Annotated in this window: 21 protein-coding genes; 11 read left to right on the plus strand and 10 right to left on the minus strand. The window is 35.1% G+C overall.

The window, feature by feature from the left end; translation table 11 throughout:
* Window positions 1-151 precede the first annotated feature (151 nt).
* Window positions 152-1420, plus strand: a complete 1269-nt coding sequence (locus tag GGR32_RS08535) for an OmpA family protein (RefSeq protein ID WP_183477779.1) — start codon at window positions 152-154, stop codon at window positions 1418-1420.
* 270 nt (window positions 1421-1690) lie between these two features.
* Here the strand turns inward: GGR32_RS08535 and GGR32_RS08540 are convergent, their stop codons facing one another.
* From GGR32_RS08540 to GGR32_RS08555, 4 genes are all read right to left on the minus strand, one after another.
* Complete coding sequence (locus GGR32_RS08540; RefSeq protein ID WP_183477780.1) at window positions 1691-2671, minus strand: LuxE/PaaK family acyltransferase; 981 nt, start codon at window positions 2669-2671, stop codon at window positions 1691-1693.
* Between the two features lie 103 nt (window positions 2672-2774).
* On the minus strand, window positions 2775-4394 hold the full coding sequence (locus GGR32_RS08545; protein ID WP_183477781.1) for a T9SS type A sorting domain-containing protein: 1620 nt from the start codon (window positions 4392-4394) through the stop codon (window positions 2775-2777).
* 112 nt (window positions 4395-4506) lie between these two features.
* Window positions 4507-5631: a hypothetical protein gene (locus tag GGR32_RS08550; protein WP_183477782.1), complete on the minus strand. Its 1125-nt coding sequence runs from the start codon at window positions 5629-5631 to the stop codon at window positions 4507-4509.
* A 142-nt stretch (window positions 5632-5773) separates the two neighbouring features.
* Complete coding sequence (locus GGR32_RS08555; RefSeq protein ID WP_183477783.1) at window positions 5774-8539, minus strand: TonB-dependent receptor; 2766 nt, start codon at window positions 8537-8539, stop codon at window positions 5774-5776.
* A 187-nt stretch (window positions 8540-8726) separates the two neighbouring features.
* On the opposite strand from GGR32_RS08555, the gene GGR32_RS08560 reads away from it, so the two are divergent.
* Complete coding sequence (locus GGR32_RS08560; RefSeq protein ID WP_183477784.1) at window positions 8727-9413, plus strand: response regulator transcription factor; 687 nt, start codon at window positions 8727-8729, stop codon at window positions 9411-9413.
* A gap of 3 nt (window positions 9414-9416) precedes the next feature.
* The gene (locus tag GGR32_RS08565; protein WP_183477785.1) at window positions 9417-10496 is read left to right on the plus strand and encodes a sensor histidine kinase; all 1080 of its coding nucleotides are present in this window, start codon (window positions 9417-9419) and stop codon (window positions 10494-10496) included.
* On the opposite strand, the gene GGR32_RS08570 is transcribed toward GGR32_RS08565, so the two are convergent.
* A complete protein-coding gene (locus GGR32_RS08570) occupies window positions 10434-11495 on the minus strand; it encodes a glycosyltransferase (protein WP_183477786.1) in 1062 nt (353 codons plus the stop codon). The two genes, GGR32_RS08565 and GGR32_RS08570, sit on opposite strands and share 63 nt — an antisense overlap.
* Window positions 11496-11564: 69 nt before the next feature.
* Between GGR32_RS08570 and trmB the strand changes: the two genes are divergently transcribed.
* From trmB to GGR32_RS08605, 7 genes are all read left to right on the plus strand, one after another.
* On the plus strand, window positions 11565-12239 hold the full coding sequence (trmB, locus tag GGR32_RS08575; protein ID WP_183477787.1) for a tRNA (guanosine(46)-N7)-methyltransferase TrmB: 675 nt from the start codon (window positions 11565-11567) through the stop codon (window positions 12237-12239).
* A gap of 7 nt (window positions 12240-12246) precedes the next feature.
* Complete coding sequence (locus GGR32_RS08580) at window positions 12247-12867, plus strand: LysE family translocator (RefSeq protein WP_183477788.1); 621 nt, start codon at window positions 12247-12249, stop codon at window positions 12865-12867.
* 3 nt (window positions 12868-12870) lie between these two features.
* Window positions 12871-13203 (plus strand): MGMT family protein, encoded by a 333-nt coding sequence (locus GGR32_RS08585; protein ID WP_183477789.1) that lies wholly within the window; start codon window positions 12871-12873, stop codon window positions 13201-13203.
* Window positions 13204-13341: 138 nt separating this feature from the next.
* Window positions 13342-14478 (plus strand): Mrp/NBP35 family ATP-binding protein, encoded by a 1137-nt coding sequence (locus tag GGR32_RS08590; protein ID WP_183477790.1) that lies wholly within the window; start codon window positions 13342-13344, stop codon window positions 14476-14478.
* 5 nt (window positions 14479-14483) lie between these two features.
* Window positions 14484-14735, plus strand: a complete 252-nt coding sequence (locus tag GGR32_RS08595; RefSeq protein WP_183477791.1) for a NifU family protein — start codon at window positions 14484-14486, stop codon at window positions 14733-14735.
* An 83-nt stretch (window positions 14736-14818) separates the two neighbouring features.
* Window positions 14819-15880 (plus strand): NAD(P)/FAD-dependent oxidoreductase, encoded by a 1062-nt coding sequence (locus tag GGR32_RS08600; RefSeq protein ID WP_183477792.1) that lies wholly within the window; start codon window positions 14819-14821, stop codon window positions 15878-15880.
* Between the two features lie 5 nt (window positions 15881-15885).
* Window positions 15886-16221: a 2Fe-2S iron-sulfur cluster-binding family protein gene (locus GGR32_RS08605; protein WP_183477793.1), complete on the plus strand. Its 336-nt coding sequence runs from the start codon at window positions 15886-15888 to the stop codon at window positions 16219-16221.
* A gap of 126 nt (window positions 16222-16347) precedes the next feature.
* Here the strand turns inward: GGR32_RS08605 and GGR32_RS08610 are convergent, their stop codons facing one another.
* The 5 genes from GGR32_RS08610 to GGR32_RS08630 form a co-directional block, all read right to left on the minus strand.
* Window positions 16348-17124, minus strand: a complete 777-nt coding sequence (locus GGR32_RS08610) for a DUF3050 domain-containing protein (protein ID WP_183477794.1) — start codon at window positions 17122-17124, stop codon at window positions 16348-16350.
* Between the two features lie 263 nt (window positions 17125-17387).
* Complete coding sequence (locus tag GGR32_RS08615; protein ID WP_183477795.1) at window positions 17388-18566, minus strand: acyl-CoA dehydrogenase family protein; 1179 nt, start codon at window positions 18564-18566, stop codon at window positions 17388-17390.
* Between the two features lie 73 nt (window positions 18567-18639).
* A complete protein-coding gene (locus GGR32_RS08620) occupies window positions 18640-19365 on the minus strand; it encodes a tRNA1(Val) (adenine(37)-N6)-methyltransferase (protein WP_183477796.1) in 726 nt (241 codons plus the stop codon).
* The gene (rimM, locus tag GGR32_RS08625; protein ID WP_183477797.1) at window positions 19365-19892 is read right to left on the minus strand and encodes a ribosome maturation factor RimM; all 528 of its coding nucleotides are present in this window, start codon (window positions 19890-19892) and stop codon (window positions 19365-19367) included. The genes GGR32_RS08620 and rimM overlap by 1 nt, the downstream gene beginning before the upstream one ends.
* A gap of 21 nt (window positions 19893-19913) precedes the next feature.
* Complete coding sequence (locus GGR32_RS08630; protein ID WP_183477798.1) at window positions 19914-20444, minus strand: 30S ribosomal protein S16; 531 nt, start codon at window positions 20442-20444, stop codon at window positions 19914-19916.
* 245 nt (window positions 20445-20689) lie between these two features.
* On the opposite strand from GGR32_RS08630, the gene GGR32_RS08635 reads away from it, so the two are divergent.
* Complete coding sequence (locus GGR32_RS08635; protein WP_183477799.1) at window positions 20690-21364, plus strand: DUF6252 domain-containing protein; 675 nt, start codon at window positions 20690-20692, stop codon at window positions 21362-21364.
* Window positions 21365-21409 lie beyond the last annotated feature (45 nt).

Raw genomic sequence — 21409 nt, forward strand, 5'->3', positions numbered from 1 at the left:
GTGTAAAAAAAATGTTAAATTTAGCTAGAAAGCTTAGTGTGAGCATGTATATGTATTACCTTTGGCTCTAACTAACATATTAATAAAGTATTTATACTAACAATAAAAATTTGAATAACATAAAACTTTAATAATTACATACATCAACATTATGAAAAAACTAACTTTATTCTTTTCATTATTCTTGGCAGCTTACGGAGTACAAGCACAAGAAACTAATGAAGGGCCAAAATTCGATAAATGGTCTATTGAAGTTTCTGCAGGACTAAATAAACCAGTAAGACATTTTACTTCTGGATACTATTCAGCAACACCATCTCCATGGAATGCAGACTTAGGAGTGCGCTATATGTTTAATAATAAGTTTGGTCTTAAACTAGACGGAGGTTATTATAGCTTAGAAAGCGCAGACGATAGCCGTGATTTTGAAAGCAAATATTACAGAGCATCTTTGCAAGGAGTTGTAAATGCAGGAAACCTTTTAGGGTTTAGAGAATGGACAAATACTTTTGGACTATTGGTACATGCAGGAGCAGGAGTTTCTATGTTAGATAGAGATGATGCAGCTAAATATTCTTCTGGAGATGATTGGATGGGACACGTAATTGTAGGAATTACTCCACAAGTTCGTTTAAGTAACACTATTGCATTAACAGGAGATTTCTCTGCAATAGGTAACGTACGTCAATCAGTAAGTTGGGATGGGAACTCTAAAGTACACGCATCTGGTTTTGATGGATTTTTAACGCAAGGAAGCATAGGGATTACTTTTTACCTAGGTAGTGCAGAAAAACATGCTGATTGGGTAAGCGAACAATCTAACTTTGACGAAAAATTAGGTGAAGTGGAAAATCGTTTAGCTAAAATAGAAAACGATATGCGTGATACCGATCAAGACGGTGTGCCAGATTATTTAGATAGAGAGCCAAACTCAACTAATGGGGTTGCAGTAGATACAAAAGGAAGAGCTATTGATAAAAATGGTAACGGTATCCCTGACGAATTAGAAGGAAGTCTAGATAGCCGTTATGCTAAAGCTGGTGATGTTATTAATAACACAGGAGGAGCTAACGCAATTAAAGATTTAATTAATAAAGGATACGTTAATGTATACTTTAAATTTGATAGCACACAGCCTGAAACTTATTCTTTAGAAGCAATCAATTACCTGGTAAAATATATGCAAGAAAATTCTTCAGCAAAAGCAGAATTAATTGGATATACAGATGAAATTGGAAATGCTGATTACAACCTTTCTTTATCAGAAAAAAGAGCTAAAAAGGTATATGATATCTTAGTAGCAGCAGGAGTAGATTCTTCTAGATTAGAGCATAAAGGAGGAGGAGTAGATTCTTCTGTTAATAAATCTTCTAAAGAAGCAAGACAACTTGTAAGAAGAGTAACTTTTAAATTGAAATAAAATTTTCTAAAAGTTATATTAAAATAAAAACCAAAAAAGCCTGAGTAATATTACTCAGGCTTTTTTGGTTTATGCAAGCGAATAAAAAGAGTTAAATTGCTGTAAGCTAGTGTTTTTAAAAAGTAGAAGCCCCCAGAATTTCTGGGGGCTTCAAAATTAACTAACCAATCTATTATGAAAAAACTTCATCTTAGCACGTAAATAGACGAAAAATAAATCATCTCATTACATGCATTAACAAAATTATAACATTTTTTAGGATTACCAAATTTATATCAATAAATTACAACCTCTAATGTCAGAATAATCAAAACGACCAAGAATTTCATAGGTGTTATCTCCTATTTTTTTTCCAAGATCTTGTGTGGCAATAAAACTACAACTGTATAAGTTTGCAAGATCTATTACATTAATTCCTCCCGTTTTGCCGTTAGGTAATAATTGTAGCTCATCTTCTGGTTCACGAATTATAATTTGCATGGTATTGGTACAATGGAAAATGCCATCGCCTAGCGAGTATGCTTGAGATAATAACTCGGTCATTCCATACTCACTGTATATTTTTTCAACGCCCAATCCGTTTTTTAAACGTTCATGAAGCTCTTCTCGTATCATTTCTTTTCGTCGGCCTTTCATGCCTCCTGTTTCCATAACTATGGTGTTGTGTAGTTTCAGTTTATATTTTTCTGCGATATCTAGTAAAGCAAAGGAAACACCTATAAGCAATATGGGAATGTTTTGTTGTTCTAGGCTTAAGATATTTTTTATAAGATCTTCGTGGTTATTTAAATAAAATCCACTTTCTGGGTGGTTGCTTTTATTAATTAGATGCTCGCACATATAGATTAAAGAGGAGCCTTCTCGTTCTAAATAAGAAGGTAAAAGGGCGAGAACAGCATAATCCTTAGGAGAATTGAAAAACTGCTTAAAACCTTGCTTAAAACTACGCTCATATAGCGCTAGCTTATGTACATAATGTTTGCTGGTTTGTGTACCCGTTGTGCCGCTACTGGTAAATAGGATTTCCTCTTGCTCTATTGTACAGGTAATTTTAAATTGTTTGAAGAAAGAAATGGGTAGAAAAGGGATATCTTCTATTGTTTTTACCTTATTAGGGGTTCTACCTAAAAGGTTACAGAATTTTTGATAAACAGCATTGTTGGTGTACTGAAAGTTAAATACCTCTAGGCTAGTTTCGGAAAATTCTTTTGATGTAGTTACGGAAAAAATTTTTTCTTCTAAAGCTTTCATTTTTTGTAGAATATACTACAAAAGTAAGCATATATCTGTTGGTAGAATAAAAAAAGCGTTTCTGATATAACCAGAAACGCTTTTTATAGAAAAATAAGTGAGCTTATTTTACAATTAACTTTTGTGTGAAGTTAACATGAGCATTACTTACTTTAATGATGTATAAGCCTTTTTGCAAACCTTCTAGATTAACTGTATTTTGAACATTGTTTTGAGTTAAAACTTCTTGTCCTAAAAGGTTGTAAATGGCTATGTTTACAGCTTGGTTGTTTGTTGTTTGTATATTTACGTATGTATTGGCTGGGTTAGGGTAAATACTTACATCTTGAGCTTGTATATTATCTGTAGAAAGTACTTCGCCGAAATCGTTTAAATCTCTTGGGAAAATTTGCCCTTTTCCGCTGTAATGAGAAGCGATTCCTGCAACAAAGGAAATTTCTTCGGTAGGTAAATTTGTTCCTATAAAATCTACATTATAAAAATTAGTACGTAATACGCTGCTGTCTCCTGTGTTCTCTGTAATGGTGTAGTTAGAACCGTTTGTAAATACATTTGTATCTCCTGTAATTGTAACGTTTTCTATAGCAATAAGTTCAGATTCGTAATCATTGTAGTTTGCCATAAAGTCAGCAATAGTAACCGTTTGTGGTGTTATTGTGTTACCGTTAGAAACAATAGTTGCAATGTCTTCTACTGGGTAGAATTGAGCAATCCCGTTGTGAGCGCCTACTAATCCTTTAAGTCCTGTAATGTTGTCACCAATTGCGTAGGTGTTTGTTAATACATCGTTATTATCATCTATTAAGATAGCAGCAGTAGCATCTTCAATGTATTTTTGGTTTCTAAAGTTTTGTAAGAAAGTAATAGTTGCTTCTCCTGTAAACTCAGCGTAGGTATCTTCTGGTAAATCTCTTAAATCTTGTATGGTAGCTACTGGAGTGTAATTTGCAACGCTAAAGTTTACTGTTTGTGTAACGGCAGGGTTTAATGGATTTCCATTAAAGTCTAAAAGTTCTGCTGTTAAGGTGTAAGAGTTTCCAGCACTTACATTGATTGTTTCATCTGCGGTGTCATATTTTGCAGTTGTAGTACTGTTTAACACCCAAGAAATGTACCCGTCGCTTGTTGCTGTATTTCCTACACTGAAATTTTGTACATTAAACGAAGCATTTACACTGGTAGTATTTGGGTTAAAAATTTGTCCATCTGTAGGAGCGGTAATACTAAGTGCAGGTTGTGGAGTTCCTCCATTTGCAGTCCAAGTTACGTTGTCGATAACAACTTGTGCTCCGTTAGTGTTAAGGAATTTTAATACAAAATTTCCAGCAACATTTACACTGATATTTCCTGAATTTTTAATTACATTTTGCTCGCTGTTTGTTGTAACATTTGCTACAAGTACATTGTTAACATATACATCTAGATCTACGTTGTTGCTAAATGCTTGCATGTAATCAAAGTTTAAGGTGCCGATACCGTTTGCTATTGAGCCTGATTTTACTTCTGCATCTGGAGTTCGGTTACGTCCAAGCATAATGGCATTTCCTGATATTTGATAGTCTCCTCGAGATTGTAGATACTCCCAAGTAGATCCGTCTTGGCCAGTGAATGTTCCGTCTACATAGCTTGTTCCTGTTAGGGTAAGGTTGTCAAAAGTTTCTGTTCCTTGTGCAAAGGAAAAGGTAGAAACTAATAATAGTAATAAAAGGGTAATTTTTTTCATGGTAAAAAATTTTTATTTATGTCAAAGGTATTAAAAAAATAATGAGTAGTGGCGAAAAAAGAGCTGTTGATGGTTCAACAGCTCTTTTTAGTGTTATAAAAATAGGTGAGGATTATTTAGTCCAACCTTGAGCCCAATCTGGTAATTCAGCACCGTTACCAGCACCTGTGTTAGTTCCTTCTTGTAAGAAGTTTTCTGGTAAATCACCAATGTAATCTGTTTTTGTATCTACTCCTACAAATTGGATGTTATTAAAAGTAATGTCTCCATTTGCTACTTGTTGGTTAGATTGAGGATCATCTTCAGCACCTTTTAAGTGAACTCCTACTTCAAATCCATCTACATAGATGTTAGAAGCATTCCATTTTCCTCCACCTTCTTTGATGTAAAGACCACCTTCGCTACCTCCACCTACAATAGAGATGTTTTTAAGCGTAGCGTTAGTTAGTGGTGTTAGAGCAAAATCGTCACCGTTGTTAGAACCTTCGATTCCTGCTTTAGCTCCATCTTTAATGTACCAATACTCTCCTGTACCAGCCCATCCGTCAGCAAAATCGATAGAATCATCTCCGCTTCCTGTAGAAACTAGGTATTTACCGTTTACAGTACCTCCAAAAAATTCAATTCCATCATCTTTACCATTGTAAGATTGTATGTATTCTACTTTAGTACCGTTACCTACACCAAAAAATGAAACGCCATTAAATTGTTTAGCTCCGTTAAATTCAGCACCTGTATATTCTACTCGAAGGTATTTAATAACTCCAGAGTTATCGTTTACGTTAGTTCCTCCGTAAGTAAGGTCAGAAACTTCAGCTTGAGCAGTAGCTCCTTTGTTAGTAGGTGCTTGCCCGCAAACTACTAAGCCTCCCCAGTCTCCAGGAGCTGGATTAGCGCTAGCAGAAGTCATTACAACAGGGTTGTTGGCTTCTCCATTAATAAATATTTCTGCTTTTTGAGCTACAGCGATGTAAGCACTTGTTCCTCCTGATGCTTTGATTACAGTTCCGGCAGGAATAGTTAATTTTCCTCCTTCTTCTACAATTACAGGCCCTGTTAGGTTGTATTCTAATGTATTGATAAGCTTTACATGCTGACCATCTTTTATGGTTAAGGTAAAGTTGTCAGGATTTACTTCTACGATAGGTTCTTTGTCGTTGTTTTTGTCATCATCACTAGAGCAAGAAGCGAAAATTAATGCACTTGCAGCAAATATTGATAGCACGAATTTTTTCATAATGTAATAAATTTATTTGTTATTGTTAATGCAAATGAACGATAGATTTGTGTTTTGAAGTTTAACTGAATATTAAGTTAGTATTAAAAAACCCTCCTGATTTAAGGAGGGTTTGAAATACTTACAAATTAAGTGTTTGTGTTTAGAATTTGTAGTTTAGAGAGAGGCTAAAACTCTGTCCTAAATCGTAAGATTTAACTACAACATCTTGTTCGTCTTGGTATCTTTCTATGGTTGGGTTGGTTAAATTTTTTGCAGATAAACCAATTCCTAAATTTTTATTGATTTGATATTTTGCGATAAAATCCATAGAGAAAACAGCTTTATCATAAATGCCACCTTGGTTGTTGGTGCCTATAGCGTAAAAACGATCAGAGAAATAATTTCCTGCTAAGGTTAATAAAAGGTTGCTTTTTTCTGAAAAATCATGACTATAGCTTAAATCGGCGTTAATTAACCAATCTGAGGCTCCAGTTAATGGTGAGGTGCTATCTGTAAAACGTACACTGTAAGAGGTTTCTTTTCCTACTTTTTCAGAATCTAAATCTTGTTCTGTATATAAATAAGAGATGTTACCGCCTAGTGCTAGTTTTTGTATGCGCGTATCGTCTAATTCTTTCTTTAGTAAATTTTTTCTAGCTTCTAGTTCAATTCCAACTCCTTTTGCTAAGTCTCCTGTGTTTGCCCAAGAAATATCGTTGGTGGCAGAAGCAATTACAAACTCATTGATTGGGTCTTGTATCAGCTTACCAAATGCTGTTACCGAGATTAACTCGTCATTTTTCGGAAAAAACTCCCAACGTAAATCTACGTTATAATTGGTAGAGGAATATAAATCTGGGTTACCAATAGTTGGGTAGGTAACATTTACGTATTGGAATTTGGCTCGCTCGATAAACTGTGGTAAAGTATAGGTTTTACTAGCAGCAAAACGAAGGTTGTTTTTCTCGTTTAGCTCGTATTTTAACGATAAACTTGGTAGAATTTGAGTTTCATCTAAGGTTTCTTCTCCTCCCATAGGAGAAACAGCCGTTAGCCAGTCTATTTTTTGGGTTATTTTTTCACCGCGTAAACCAGCTAATAAGGTTAACTTGTTAAATTGGTATTGAAAATTAACGTAACCAGCATTAATAATTTGTGTTCCATTGTATTTTTCAGGTCTATCAAAGCTACCGCCAAAAAGGGTTTTGATACCTTGAATGTTTCCATTATCTAAAGATTCTTGATTGAAAAAGCTATCTAAGTGATAAGGGTCTACGACTACGTTAGGGTTATCTTTTCCTGTTGGTAATGCGAAGTTGTATTGGGAAGCATTGAAATGGATATCTTTAGTTTTCACTTGATAACCTAAGGTTATTTTTCCAGCATATTCGTCTTCGCTATTTTTAGAGAATTTATAATCTGCAGCAATACGAGCGGCATATTCGTCTTCATTTAATTCGTGAAAATAACGGTGGTTGTTGGCATCTGAAAGTTCAGATAAGGTTAAAACCTCTAGGTTGTTGTCATCTACAGGGCGTAAGGTATTTTGCATACGGTCTGGCATATCGTTACGCATTTGGTTGTAGGTTGCTCCCCAGTTTACATCTATCTGATCTGTTAAAGTATGTGTCCCGATAAGTTGGTTTACAAAAAGTTGAGTTCTTTCAAATATAGAACGTCTTATGTACCCACCGCCGTTTGCAGCTTGATCAAAAATATCTAAAACTCCACGGTATTCGTTATGTTGTTGGCTGGTAGAGTTTATGTATAACCCGTTGTAAGAAATTTTGTGATTGTTGTTTACTTTATAAGTAAGGTTGGCAATTCCTGTGGTTCCTGTAGTGTAGTCGTAAGATTCGAATGTTAAGTCTTTTCTTGCTATTGCTTGTTTAGAAACCGAACCGCGTTCTACTCCTTCTTTATATGAGAAATTGTTATTAAACGACCCGTGTAAAAAGAAGCTTAATTTGCTTTCGTTTCCAATATTAAACGATTTTCCTCCTGTTAAACCATAGCTAGAAGCAATAGGGGTTTTGCTTTGTGTTTCCCAGCTTGTAGTAAAGTTGTATGCGTCTAACGGGTTGTTAGGCATTTTTGGATTGCTAAAGCCTAAGTATTTAGGGCCGTCGTGTTGTTTAAACTCATCGGTGTTTATGGCGTTGGTGTTTATGCCTGTACCAAGGTCTATTTCAAAGAAACCATTTCCGGTATATTCTTTTGAATCGATATTGATGCTTGCTCCTCCAAAATCTCCATAATTTGTGGTAACATAGGTTTTATCGATATCAATAGCTTCAATAATATCGGTAGCAAAAATACTTAAGTCTATGTTTTTTCTTAATGAATTATTAGAAGGTATAGGAAGGTTGTTTAACGATGTACTGTTGTAGCGGTCGTCTAATCCTCTTACATAAATATTACTAGAACCTTCTTGTTTTGCAATTCCAGAGGTTTTAGTAACTGCCGAAGATGCATCGCTAACGCCTTTTCTAGAAAGCTCTTGAGCTCCGATAGATTGCTTCATTTCAACGGCTTTTTTCTGGTCAAGAAGTAAAGCAACTTCAGAATCTCTTCTGGCAACAGTGGTAATAATTACCTCATCTAATGCAGCTGCACTAGAACCTAATGCTGTGTTGATTTCGGTTACTTTTCCTGCAACTACTGTTACATTAGGCACCTCGATAGTTTCGTAGCCTACAAAACTAAATACAACGGTGTATGTTCCTGGTTCCAGGTTTTCTATTCGGTATAAACCATCAAAATCGGATGTAGTTCCTTTGCTAGAATTTTTTATTAAGACATTTGCAAAGGGTAAAGGACTGTTATTTGCTTCTTTATCTGTTAGAGAACCTGCTATAGATCCTACTTCTTGAGAGAGGCAAATGCTTGAAAAGCAAAGTAATAGTGTTGTAAATAAAAATTTCATAAATAGTGAATTTGTTACCGCAAAGAACGTTAAGCCCTTACCGATAAATGTTACCATTACATTAAGAAACATTAAATTATAAGTTAGGTATCTTGTTAATTTTGCGGATTAGTGTTTAAGATTTGTTAACTTAGCTTTAATAATATTATCTTTACTTTTACCGACAGAATTTTAAGTTCCTATGGAAATGAATAAAAAAGACATTACGATCTTATTAGTAGATGATGAGCCAGATATTTTAGAAATAATAGGCTATAACTTATCGCAAGAAGGCTATCATGTAGAAACAGCCGAAAATGGCGCTGAGGCTGTAAAAAAAGCAAAAAAAACACATCCGCAATTAATAATATTAGATGTGATGATGCCAGAAATGGATGGGATAGAGGCCTGTGAGCAAATCCGTAAAATACCAGAATTAGACCATACCATTATTACCTTTTTAACCGCAAGAGGCGAAGATTACTCGCAAGTAGCAGGTTTTGATGCAGGAGCAGACGATTATATTACCAAGCCTATAAAACCTAAAGTGTTAATTAGTAAAGTAAAAGCTTTATTGAGACGTTCGGCCGCAGAAGGGAAAACATCCGATACTATTATTACGGTAGGCAACCTAACCATAAACAGAGAGGAATATAAAATTATCAATGAAAAAGAGGAGATTATTCTACCACGTAAAGAGTTTGAATTACTCTCTCTGTTAGCCTCTCAGCCAGGAAAAGTTTTTAAACGTGAAGATATCCTTAATCAAGTATGGGGTAACGAAGTTGTAGTAGGAGGCCGTACAATAGATGTGCATATCCGTAAACTTCGAGAAAAATTAGGAGAAGAAAAATTTAAAACCGTAAAAGGCGTAGGTTATAAATTTGTAAGTTAATCTATGGCACAAGAATTTAAACGCTCCTATAAATTTGCTTTTTATACCTCCTTATTTGTTACCCTGCTAGCAACACTTTTATTGCTGCTGTACGAGTTTTTTGCAGAAGGCTTTTCTTTTGGAGCCTTGCTGCTTTTTATGCTGGTATGCTATGTTTTTTCATTCTTCATTATTCAGTTACGAATAGAGTTTTTTATCTATAAACGGGTGAAAGAAGTTTACGATAAAGTTTCTTTGTTAGAATCTTCCTCGTTAAGAGAAGAGCAAATTACAACAGATATGGCCACGCTTACGCGGGAAATAGAAAAATTCTCGAAAGGTAAAAAGTTAGAAATAGAGGCTTTAAAAATTCGAGAAAACTACCGGAAAGAGTTTATGGGAAATATCTCCCACGAACTTAAAACGCCACTATTTACCGTTCAAAGTTACATTCTTACCTTGCTAGATGGAGCCGCAGACGATAAAAATATACGCGATAAATATTTAGCTCGTGCAAATAAAGGTGTAGATAGGCTAATTTATATTGTAAAAGATTTAGATATGATTACCAAGCTAGAAGCTGGTGATGTAAACCTAAATAAAGAAAAATTTGATGTTGTAGAGCTTATCCAAAGCGTTTTTGATCTTTTTGAAATGAAAGCCGCAAAAAAGGATATCTCACTAACCTTCGATGTAGATTATCAAAAACCCCTCTATGTATTTGCCGATAAAGACAAAATACAGCAAGTGCTTACCAATCTTGTGGTTAACTCTATAAAATACGGAAAAACAGGAGGAACAACCGAAATTAGCATCGATAATATAGCCGATAAAAAACTACTTATTGGAGTAACCGATAACGGGGAAGGTATCGAGCCACATTATATTCCTCGATTATTTGAACGCTTTTTTAGGATAGATAAAAGCGGTTCTCGTAGAGAAGGAGGTTCTGGTTTAGGGCTTTCTATTGTTAAACATATATTAGAAGCTCACCAAGAAAAAATATATGTAGAAAGCGACCATGGTATAGGAAGCGAGTTTTCATTTACGCTCGAAACATTTAAAGAGGGAAATAAAACTAAGCCGGCTTCTAAAACAGTTTAAACCTTTATAACGTTCTACCTGCGATAGCATAGATATTTTAAAATCATTTTGTTTAGCAAACGGAGCAATGTTTTCGTTTGCTAATTTTTTTGCCAAATATTCTTGCTCAGGCTGTCCTGGCGTTGGAATAAAAAATGCTTTTTTCTTTAATTTTGCCAAATCCATTATGGTTGTATATCCAGACCTTGCTAAAACAATTTCGCTTTCACAAAATGCTTTTTCTAAATCGTTTCCTGTAAGGTAGTTGTAAATAGTAAGCTTGCCTTTTTGCAGGATTGTTTGTTCTTTTTCTATTACTCCACGTACAAAAAGAACCTTTTCTGGGAAATTTTCCAATTGCTTTAAAAGGATTTCCTCTAGCATTCCGCGCTGGGGTTCAGGGCCAGAAAGGATTACTAAAACCTTATAGATAATAGGTGTTTTTTGCGTGTTTAGTCTGCTTAATGGACCTATATAGTTAAGATTTAAATTACTGCTATTTTTTAGGTGTCCTAGCTTTCCGCTTAAATTAGGTGTTGTTTCTACATCAGGAATCCAACATTCGTCAAATTTCCGTAAATAATGTTTATGTAATGTAGAGGTAATACCTGTAGCTGCACCGCTTAATACGTTTAATTGATGGGTTATATATATAGAAGGAACCCCGCTAGAGAAAACCCCCATACGATTGTCAGAAATAATCCCCGAAATATTTTCTTTAGCTACCAGTTGTTGCGTAGCTTTTTTTTCGAGTGTTATGTTTTTGTAAATTTTAGACGATTTTAAAAAAAGTTTAGCCAAGAAAAAAGATGCCTTTTTTGTATAGGTAATGTTGTAGGAAGGAAGCTCAAAATGTTGTAACGCAGGAAATTCTTTTTTTAATAAATTTAAAGCCGCTCCATCTGAGGCAATTACAGGAGTGTATCCAGCTTTGTCTAAAGCTGTAATAATAGGAATACAACGGGTAGCATGACCTAGCCCCCAATTAAGTGGGGCAACTAAAATTTTCTTCTTTTGCATAAATCAAAAATAAGCTACTTTCGCTCTGCAATATTTTAGTTAATTTTACCAAAATATTAAATTATAGCCGTGGGAAGTAAAAATAAACTTAAGCGATTTCAAGAAAACGAAACATTTGATAACGTTGTTCAGCCAACAAGAGAAGAAGTTGTAGGTGGAAATTTTAAATATAAAGGAAAATGGAATACCGACTTTTTTAAGCGCGATGCACCGCTTGTGGTAGAACTAGGTTGCGGAAAAGGAGAATATTGCGTAGGCTTAGGAAAAATGTATCCAGAGAAAAACTTTTTAGGAATAGATATAAAAGGGGCTAGGTTCTGGAGAGGAGCAAAAACTGCTATTGAAGAAGAAATGGCTTACGTAGGTTTTTTAAGAACCCAGATAGAACTTATAGAAGATATTTTTGAAGAAAACGAAGTAGATGAAATATGGATAACTTTTCCAGATCCGCAAATTAAGTACAAGCGCACAAAGCACCGCTTAACAAATGCTGAGTTTTTGCAAAAATATAAACGCATATTAAACGCCCAAGGAAGCATCCACCTTAAAACCGATAGCGAGTTTTTGCATGGCTATACTCTAGGTTTACTACATGCTGAAGGACATGAAATTTTACATGCTAATCATGATGTGTATAAAAATGATTTTTCTCCAAAAGATGTAGTAGGTATCCAAACTTTTTATGAAAATCAGTATCTTGAGCAAAATAAGCCAATAACCTATATACATTTTCGTATAAAATAACCAACTTTTGGAAGTAACAAAACTTTTTTTTACTACACTTTTTGCCGCTTTTGTAGGGGTAATTCCTCCAGGTTTGGTAAACATGACAGTGGCAAAAACCTGTTTAGAAAAAGGAAAAAAAAGCGGAGTAGTTGTGGCAATTGGCGCCTCGATTATTGTTTTTTGTCAAGCGATGCTCGCTATTTTATTAGCAAAATATATTTTCCGCCATCCAGATGTTCAGCAAAACCTGTTACGTGTAGGCTTGTTGGTGTTTATAGGTTTAGGGGTGTATTTCTTTTTACAAGCAAGAAAAACAAATCATCATACTAAAAAAACAAAACAAACTTCTGCTTTTAGTTTGGTAAAAGGAATGACCATTGCAGGGCTTAATGTTTTTCCAATACCTTATTTTGTTACGATAAGTGCTGTTTTTAGTGGAGACCAGTGTTGCAATTTTTCATGGGCAAGTATTATTGCTTTTTCTTTAGCTGCAGCCATAGGTACTTTTACTACATTATATTTATATGTCTATTTTTTTGCCAAAATAAACGATAAAACTGCTGTTATAGCAAAGTATGCCAATTATTTTATGGCTGTTTTAATGCTTATGTTGGTATTTATTACTTTTTTAAGACTGTATATTTAAAGCATGAAAAATGATAAGACTGATTTTTACGAAAGTGTATACAATATAGTAAAGCAAATCCCTTATGGTAGGGTAACCTCCTATGGTATTATTGCAAAAACCTTAGGGGCAGCAAAAAGCGCACGTCTAGTAGGTTATGCTATGAATAATGTTGCTAAATATAAAGATATTCCTGCGCATCGTGTAGTGAATAGAAACGGAGAGCTTACAGGACGGCATCATTTTTCTGGCGATTTAAGTATGGCAGAATTATTAGAAAACGAAGGGCTGAAAATAAAAAACGATAAAGTAGTTAATTTTACAGCTGTAGTTTGGAATCCTCTACAAGAATTTTAAAATAAACTCATTGGAAAAAACAAAGCTACAATAGTTAATTTCAATGAAAAACACAACTTTTAATAAGAAGTAACCCGTATATTTGTACAAATAGAGTAAATTTAAATAAGCAAACTTTTTAAAAGTTATATTTCATTTATGAAATTAAATAAAAAAGATATTTCAAAAGCCCTAGAAAGCATTAGCGTTTCTGGAGAAGGGCAAAATATGATAGAGAGCGGAGTTGTAAAAAACATCATGGTTTTTAACGATGAGGTTATCGTAGATTTAACATTATCAACACCAGCCATGCACATAAAAAAACGTGCAGAAGTAGATGTGATAAAAGCTATACACGATTTAGTTTATGAAAAGGCCAAAGTAAAGGTAAACATAACTGTAGAAGCTCCAAGTAAAAAACAACCCGAAATAAAAGGAAAGCCAATTCCTGGTATAAAAAATATTATCGCTGTAGCCTCAGGAAAAGGAGGTGTAGGAAAATCTACTGTTACAGCAAATCTAGCTGTAAGTTTAGCAAAAATGGGCTTTAATGTAGGTTTGTTAGATGCCGATATTTACGGGCCATCGGCAACCATTATGTTTGATGTGGAGCATGAGCGACCATTATCTGTAACTGTAAATGGGAAATCTAAAATGGAACCCGTACAGAATCATGGCGTAAAAATTTTATCAATAGGGTTTTTTACCAAACCAAATCAAGCTGTAATTTGGCGGGGACCAATGGCAGCAAAGGCACTTAACCAAATGATATTTGATGCCAATTGGGGAGAATTAGATTTTCTATTGGTAGATTTACCTCCAGGAACAGGAGATATTCACTTATCCATTATGCAATCCTTGCCCATTACAGGATCTGTTATTGTAAGCACACCGCAAAATGTAGCCTTAGCTGATGCTAAAAAAGGAGTGGCTATGTTCCGTCAAGAAAGCATTAATGTACCAATATTGGGAATTATAGAGAACATGGCTTATTTTACACCAGCGGAACTTCCAGACAATAAATATTATATTTTTGGGGAGCGAGGAGCTAAAAATTTAGCAGAAGATTTACAAATACCATTTTTAGGAGAAATCCCATTGGTGCAAAGTATTCGTGAAGCAGGAGATATAGGAAGACCAGCTGCCTTACAAGATAATTCTTCAATAACAAAAGCACTTACAGAAATTACTAAAGAGGTGGTAGCAGAGACCGTAAAAAGAAACACAGCTCTACCTCCAACAGAAGCAATAAAAATAACCACCATGGCAGGCTGTAGCGCTGTTAATAAAAAATAAAAACAATGGAAAACGTAACCCCTAGCTTAGTAGAAAATGTAGAAAAAGCACTAGAAGAAATTCGTCCATTCCTAAAAAATGATGGTGGCGATATCTCTTTAATAGATATAGATGAAGCAGAAAATATCGTTAAAGTAAAACTGCTAGGAGCTTGTGTGGGATGCTCGGTAAACCAAATGACGTTAAAATCTGGTGTAGAAATGACTATAAAAAAACATGCACCACAAATCCAAAAAGTTATCAATATAGAGGAGTAACAGCGAATGATAAATGTCATTTTCTCAATTACTTATAGTTTATATTTTTATACTACCCTTTCTTAGTTAGAAAAAAAGTAACAATGATTAAAACAGATATATTAATAATAGGAGCTGGTCCAACAGGTTTATTCACCGTATTTGAAGCGGGTCTTTTAAAATTAAAATGTCACCTTATCGATGCGCTTCCGCAGCCAGGAGGACAGTTAGCAGAATTATACCCTAAAAAACCAATTTACGATATCCCAGGGTTTCCAGAAGTGTTAGCAGGAGATTTGGTAGATAACCTTATGGAGCAAATAGAAGCTTTTCAACCAGGTTTTACTTTGGGAGAACGTGCAGAAACCATAGAAAAATTAGACGACGGAAGCTTTATTGTAACAACCAATAAAGGGACACAGCACCATGCGCCAATTGTTGCCATAGCAGGAGGCTTAGGAAGCTTTGAACCTAGAAAACCGCCTATTCCTAATTTAGTAAAATATGAGGATAAAGGGGTTATATATATGGTGAAAGAACCAGAAAAATATAGAGGAAAAAAAATAGTGATAGCAGGAGGAGGAGACTCTGCTTTAGATTGGAGTATTTTTCTTGCCGATATCGCAGAAGAAGTAACCCTTGTACATCGTAGAAACGAATTTAGAGGTGCTCTAGATTCTGTAGAGAAAGTTCAAACCTTAAAAAATCAAGGTAAAATAAAACTTATTACACCTGCAGAAGTTGTTGAGGTTTATGGAGAAGAAGAATTAACCTCTGTTTTAATTAGAAAAAAAGCAGAAGTAACAGAAGATATTCATTTAGAAACCGATTATTTTATTCCATTATTTGGACTTTCACCAAAATTAGGACCTATTGCAGATTGGGGCTTAGAAATAGAAAAAAACGCCATAAAAGTAGATAATACATTAGATTATCAAACCAATATACCTGGTATATATGCCATAGGAGACGTAAATACGTATCCTGGTAAACTAAAGTTGATACTGTGTGGTTTTCACGAAGCAACGTTAATGTGCCAAAGTGCCTATCAGCGTATATTTCCAGATAAGAAATACGTGATGAAATATACAACCGTAGGAGGCGTAACAGGGTTTGATGGAACTAAAAAAGAAGCTCCTAAAGCCGTTATACAAGCTATAGATTAAACACGATGGAAAACGAAGTAAACATTACCATTATTGATAGAGAAGGTGAAACCCATGAGGTAATAGCACCTACCGATATGGCGATGAATTTAATGGAAGTTGTGCGCTCTTATGAGCTAGCACCAGAAGGAACTATAGGAGTTTGTGGAGGAATGGCAATGTGTGCTTCCTGCCAGTGCTATGTGCTTTCTGATACAGAATTGCCCGAAATGCAAGACGATGAAGCGGCAATGTTAGCAGAAGCTTTTCATGTAGAAGATAATAGTAGGTTAGGTTGCCAACTTCATATTTCGGAAGCTTTTGAAGGGTTAAAAGTGCAATTAGCTCCAGAAGAGATGTAGGTTTATAATTTATTGGTAATAGGTAAAATATACGTTATATCTATACGTAGCCTTAATAAAAAAAATCCTTGAAAAGTAAAATGCAAGGATTTTTTTATGTTTTCTCTTTCTTCTAGTAAGGCCGTGTTAGCATCGAGCTTCTTCTATTTCTTTATAGATTCCATCCCAGAGTTCTAAACGTTTTTCTAGCGCTTTTACCGAGACATTGGTAGCTTCTTCCCATTTAGAGGAATCATTCTCGCATAAACTTTCTATCATTTGCAATGCCATTGGGCCGTGTTCATCTTCATCAAGTTCAATATGTCGGTCAAAATAATAGCTAAATAAACTTAAATCTTCTTCGGGAAAATGCGTTTGAATTTTACTGATAATAGAAGAAAACATTGCAGGAATAAGGTTTTCTCTACCAAAAGTAAAAGCCGCAGCAATTTCGTGAGCTTCCCCGTTATAAATAACATCAAACGTATGGGTTAAAAACTGTTTAACCGAGCAAGGTAGCTTGCTGGAAGTAATTATGAGGTAAACATCGATACCACGGGCTAATTGTTTTTCGAAGTTTTTTATAGTATTGGTATCTGCTTTAGCCTTGAGCATTGCATCAAGATACATTTCGTAATGACTTTGTCGCTTTCCGTAGAAGTTTATATCGGTTTCTTCTGCAAGAACAATTTCGTTGATCAAATACCTTATTTCGGGATTTCCCTTTGGGTACCAAGGGTATTCACAACAGGTTAATTTTACTTGAAGCGCTTTTAGTAACGACATGAAATCTAAAACAGCATACACATGATGTTGCATAAAAATGCGTAAGCTTTCGGGGGTTTGTATTTGCTCGTATAATGGGTGTTCTAATAATTGTTTGCGTAGCGATGCGGTAGCTTTTTCTATCGTTTCAATAGCCATATTTTGTGTAAATTTACACAAAGATAGTCTCCTTTTTTTGAAGTTTGAAATAAATAGGAGCTATTTTAATCATTCGATTTCAAAAAAAAATAGTACTTTTTGGTTGTGAAAATAAGGGTTTTAATATTCTATAAATCGAAAAAGTATCAACGCACGCTTGTAAAAAAAGTAAAATTAAAAACAAGCTGTTGCGAGAAATACAAAAAGGGCAATCGTTGTAAACGATGCCCTAGATTTGATTTGCAATAAAGTGATTAATTTATCTATTTGAAAGCTGGAATACCCGTAATATCTAAACCTGTGATAAGTAGGTGTATATCGTGTGTGCCTTCATAAGTAATAACACTTTCAAGGTTCATCATGTGGCGCATAATACTGTATTCTCCTGTGATACCCATTCCGCCTAGTATTTGCCTAGCTTCTCGAGCAATATTTATGGCAATTTCTACATTATTTCTTTTCGCCATAGAAATTTGAGCAGATGTTGCTTTGTCCTTATTACGTAATTGCCCTAGACGTAAATTTAGCAATTGGGCTTTTGTAATTTCGGTAAGCATCTCGGCTAGCTTTTTTTGTTGTAGTTGGAAACCAGCAATAGGTTTTCCAAATTGGATACGTTCTTTTGCATAGCGTAATGCCGTATCATAACAATCCATTGCTGCTCCAATAGCGCCCCAAGCAATACCAAATCTAGCAGAATCGAGGCAGCTTAAAGGCGCCCCTAAACCGCTTCTTCCGGGAAGTAAATTTTCCTTAGGAACTTTTACATCTTGGAAAATAAGTTCTCCAGTTGCAGATGCTCGTAACGACCATTTGTTGTGGGTTTCTGGAGTTGTAAATCCTTCCATACCGCGTTCAACAATAAGTCCGTGTATTCTTCCTTCTTCATTTTTTGCCCAAACAACAGCAACATCACAAAAAGGAGCATTAGATATCCACATTTTGGCTCCGTTTAGTAAATAGTGGTCTCCTTTATCTTTAAAATTGGTTACCATGCCGCCTGGGTTTGACCCGTGATCAGGTTCGGTTAATCCAAAACTTCCCATAAACTCACCACTAGCTAATTTTGGAAGGTATTTTTTTCGTTGTTCTTCTGTTCCGTATTTATAAATAGGATACATTACTAATGATGATTGTACAGAAGCTGTAGATCTAACGCCGCTATCTCCTCGTTCTATTTCTTGCATAATAAGTCCGTAAGAGATTTGGTCTAATCCTGCTCCGCCATATTCTTCTGGAATATAGGGGCCAAATGCGCCTATTTCGGCTAAACCGTTAACAATAGATGTTGGAAATGTTGCTTGTTGAGCAGCATCTTCTATAATTGGAGATACTTCTTTTTTTACCCATTCGCGGGCAGCATCTCTCACCATACGGTGTTCGTCTGTAAGCAGTTCATCTATATTGTAATAGTCAGGTGCTTGAAATAAGTCTGGCTTCATAAAATTGTTTTGTTTTAGCGTTGTATTAATAGTTGTGGTAAATTTAATTAATACCTATGTACTAAACAATTTTTTAAGCTTTTAGATAGAAATCTTTAATTAAATCTTGGTAGTCTTTAGTGTAGGTATGTCGTTTTTCCTCTAGGATAAGCGTGTTTTCTACGATATTTTGCTTAGGGGTTTTAGAAAAGGATAGCAAACAGCGCTTTATGGGGCTGGTTGCAGTGCCTTTAACCCATGTGCAACGTTCTAAAAAGAGGTTGTGGTCTAGGCAAATTTGGGTGAATTTTGTATAGCTTTTAGAAGGAATTATAACTTGGAAGGTGCCATTTTGGCTAAGTAATTTTTCGGCACTACGGATTAGCGCTATAAAGCTAAGCGCTTGGGTAGAGCGCGCTGTTGCTCTTGCTTTTTGGGCTGAAATTTCGTCCTCTTCGTAAAAAGGAGGATTGCTAATAATAAGGTCGTAGGTTTCGTCAAATTCTGCGTCAAACTCTTTTAAAGAGGCGTGGTAACAAAAAAGCAGGTGGTTCCAAGGGCTGTTTTCAAAATTGTCAACACATTGTTGGTGAGCTTCTGGGTTTATTTCTACGCCATCTATTGCTTCTATCCATTTAGAGTCTGCTGTACGTTGGGCAAGCATTAAGGCAATAAGTCCTGTTCCTGCTCCAATATCTAAAATAGTACTTGTTTCTTCGGGTATTTTTGCCCAAGCTCCTAGTAGTACTCCATCTGTGCCTATTTTCATGGCACAATTCTCTTGCTTAACGCTAAATTGTTTAAAATGAAACGTACTCATTAGAGGTAAAGTTCTATAAGTCCTTCAGGAACGTCTAGTGAGATAGTTTTATTTTTTTTGTCTAATAAAAGGATAAAATCGTCGTTGATGGGGATAAGAATTTCCTTTTCGTTTTTCTCTATCACAAAAAGCGCTTGTGCAGTGGTGTCGTTTATACTTTTAATCACTCCCACTTCTCCGTAGTTTTTATCTGTTACATTAAACCCTATTACTTCATGGTAATAGAATTTGTTGCCTTCTAATTCGGGAAGTTGATTAAGCGGTAGGTAGATATCTTTTTTTAGTAAAGCATCAGCTTCTGTTTCGGTAGTGATGTCTTCGAGCTTAACACGTAGTAAGTTGCTTTTTTGCAAGTTGCTTTTTTCAATAAAAAACGGAATCAATTTTTGAGGTAGTACCTCAATAAAAATCGATTCCGTTTCTAAGTATTCTTCAGGGTCATCGGTATCTAATTTTATAAGTACCTCTCCTTTAAAGCTAAATTTACTAACAATGGTTCCCAGATAAAAACAATCTTCTAAGCGCATGTTAGTTGTGTTTTGAAGTTATTATTCAGCGTTGTCGCTTTTTTCTTCAGTAGCTTCAGCTTCAGCAGCTTCTTCAGTAGCAGCAGCTTGAGCCTCTTCTTGTGCAGCTTTAGCTTCAGCTTCACGTTTCGCATTAACTTCTTTTTCAGCTTCTAAGGCCTTAGCTTTAGCTTCCTCTTCAGCTTTGCTTAAGTTGTCTTTCTTTTGGCTGATTTTTCCTTCTTTTTCAGCTAACCAAGCATTGAATTTCTCTTCAGCTTGCTCTTCGGTTAAAGCTCCTTTACGTACACCGCCAGCTAAGTGGTGTTTTAGAAGCGCCCCTTTGTAAGAAAGAATGTTTCTTGCAGTTTCTGTTGGTTGTGCACCATTATTTAACCACTGTACAGCGTTGTCTACATTAAGCTCGATGATAGCAGGATTAACATTAGGGTTATAAACACCTAATTTTTCTAAAAACTTACCATCTCTTTTTGCGCGTGAGTCTGCAGCAACAATCCAATAAAAAGGTTTACCTTTTTTACCGTGTCTTTGTAATCTAATTTTTACAGGCATAATTTACGATTAAATTTTGAGGTACTCGACCTCTGTTATTAATTAAGGTTGCAAATTTACGATATATTTTTTAAGTAACATCTTTAATTAATTATTTTTATTTTACATTTGTAAGATGTAGATTTGTTAAGAATACGCTAAATTATAAGCCACTGTTTTAAATTGATGTTAAAAATAAAGGTTTGTGTTTAGTAAATGTCGCTTTTAACCAGACGAAACCATAAAACACCGTAATACTAAAACTTATGAAGAATTTTTTTCTATTCGCTATTTTATCTGTCTTGATATGGAGTTGTGAAGATGATATAGAACGTAATACCCCTTCTATTCAAGGAGAAGTAAATAAAGAGTTTTTTAGAGCAACAGATGTTAAAGCTAATCTTAATCCAGACGGTTCGGTAACAATTATAGGTACACAAGATATAAGAGAGATTGTCCTTGCGGTAGAAGAACTTAAAGAAGGTGTTTATCCTTTAGGAAATGGAGATTTAAACCAAGCAGTTTTTAAATATGCCGATACTCTTGTTTACAGAACAGGAGATACTGGTTTTGGGAGTATAGAAATTTCACGTATTAAAGGAGCTACACTTTGGGGAAGTTTTTATTTTGATGCTCAGCTTAATGAAGTAGGAGATACATTGAATTTTAATAAAGGCTCATTTTTTGGGGTGCCAATAAGTAATTATACGCCTACAGATGGAGGAGATAACAACACAGGCGAAGAGGTTTCGTGTGAGGAAGCTACTAATGCAGTGGCAGAAACAAGTGTAGATTACTCTTTGTCGCTTTTAGGAGGAGATCAAGCAGAGATAGAAACAAAATGTCAGGCTTATAAAGCAGCCTTAACGCAACAAATTACTTCTTGTGGAGATGAAGATGGAGCGATTCAAGCTTTAATTGATAACCTTCCGTGTAATTAATTAGAAAATAGTTGTAAAATACAGAAAAAGTCTCGAGATATCTCG

Source organism: Mesonia hippocampi (assembly GCF_014197445.1).
GTDB lineage: Bacteria > Bacteroidota > Bacteroidia > Flavobacteriales > Flavobacteriaceae > Mesonia > Mesonia hippocampi.

Bases quoted from the DNA above. Each gene is read 5' to 3' on its own strand.
- GGR32_RS08550 (WP_183477782.1), bottom strand. From the start codon at position 5,631: ATGAAAAAATTCGTGCTATCAATATTTGCTGCAAGTGCATTAATTTTC.
- GGR32_RS08555 (WP_183477783.1), bottom strand. From the start codon at position 8,539: ATGAAATTTTTATTTACAACACTATTACTTTGCTTTTCAAGCATTTGC.
- GGR32_RS08595 (WP_183477791.1), top strand. From the start codon at position 14,484: ATGGAAAACGTAACCCCTAGCTTAGTAGAAAATGTAGAAAAAGCACTA.
- GGR32_RS08605 (WP_183477793.1), top strand. From the start codon at position 15,886: ATGGAAAACGAAGTAAACATTACCATTATTGATAGAGAAGGTGAAACC.
- rimM (WP_183477797.1), bottom strand. From the start codon at position 19,892: ATGCGCTTAGAAGATTGTTTTTATCTGGGAACCATTGTTAGTAAATTT.
- GGR32_RS08560 (WP_183477784.1), top strand. From the start codon at position 8,727: ATGAATAAAAAAGACATTACGATCTTATTAGTAGATGATGAGCCAGAT.
- GGR32_RS08585 (WP_183477789.1), top strand. From the start codon at position 12,871: ATGAAAAATGATAAGACTGATTTTTACGAAAGTGTATACAATATAGTA.
- GGR32_RS08630 (WP_183477798.1), bottom strand. From the start codon at position 20,444: ATGCCTGTAAAAATTAGATTACAAAGACACGGTAAAAAAGGTAAACCT.
- GGR32_RS08600 (WP_183477792.1), top strand. From the start codon at position 14,819: ATGATTAAAACAGATATATTAATAATAGGAGCTGGTCCAACAGGTTTA.
- GGR32_RS08545 (WP_183477781.1), bottom strand. From the start codon at position 4,394: ATGAAAAAAATTACCCTTTTATTACTATTATTAGTTTCTACCTTTTCC.
- GGR32_RS08590 (WP_183477790.1), top strand. From the start codon at position 13,342: ATGAAATTAAATAAAAAAGATATTTCAAAAGCCCTAGAAAGCATTAGC.
- GGR32_RS08635 (WP_183477799.1), top strand. From the start codon at position 20,690: ATGAAGAATTTTTTTCTATTCGCTATTTTATCTGTCTTGATATGGAGT.
- GGR32_RS08615 (WP_183477795.1), bottom strand. From the start codon at position 18,566: ATGAAGCCAGACTTATTTCAAGCACCTGACTATTACAATATAGATGAA.
- GGR32_RS08535 (WP_183477779.1), top strand. From the start codon at position 152: ATGAAAAAACTAACTTTATTCTTTTCATTATTCTTGGCAGCTTACGGA.
- GGR32_RS08620 (WP_183477796.1), bottom strand. From the start codon at position 19,365: ATGAGTACGTTTCATTTTAAACAATTTAGCGTTAAGCAAGAGAATTGT.
- GGR32_RS08540 (WP_183477780.1), bottom strand. From the start codon at position 2,671: ATGAAAGCTTTAGAAGAAAAAATTTTTTCCGTAACTACATCAAAAGAA.
- GGR32_RS08565 (WP_183477785.1), top strand. From the start codon at position 9,417: ATGGCACAAGAATTTAAACGCTCCTATAAATTTGCTTTTTATACCTCC.
- GGR32_RS08610 (WP_183477794.1), bottom strand. From the start codon at position 17,124: ATGGCTATTGAAACGATAGAAAAAGCTACCGCATCGCTACGCAAACAA.
- GGR32_RS08570 (WP_183477786.1), bottom strand. From the start codon at position 11,495: ATGCAAAAGAAGAAAATTTTAGTTGCCCCACTTAATTGGGGGCTAGGT.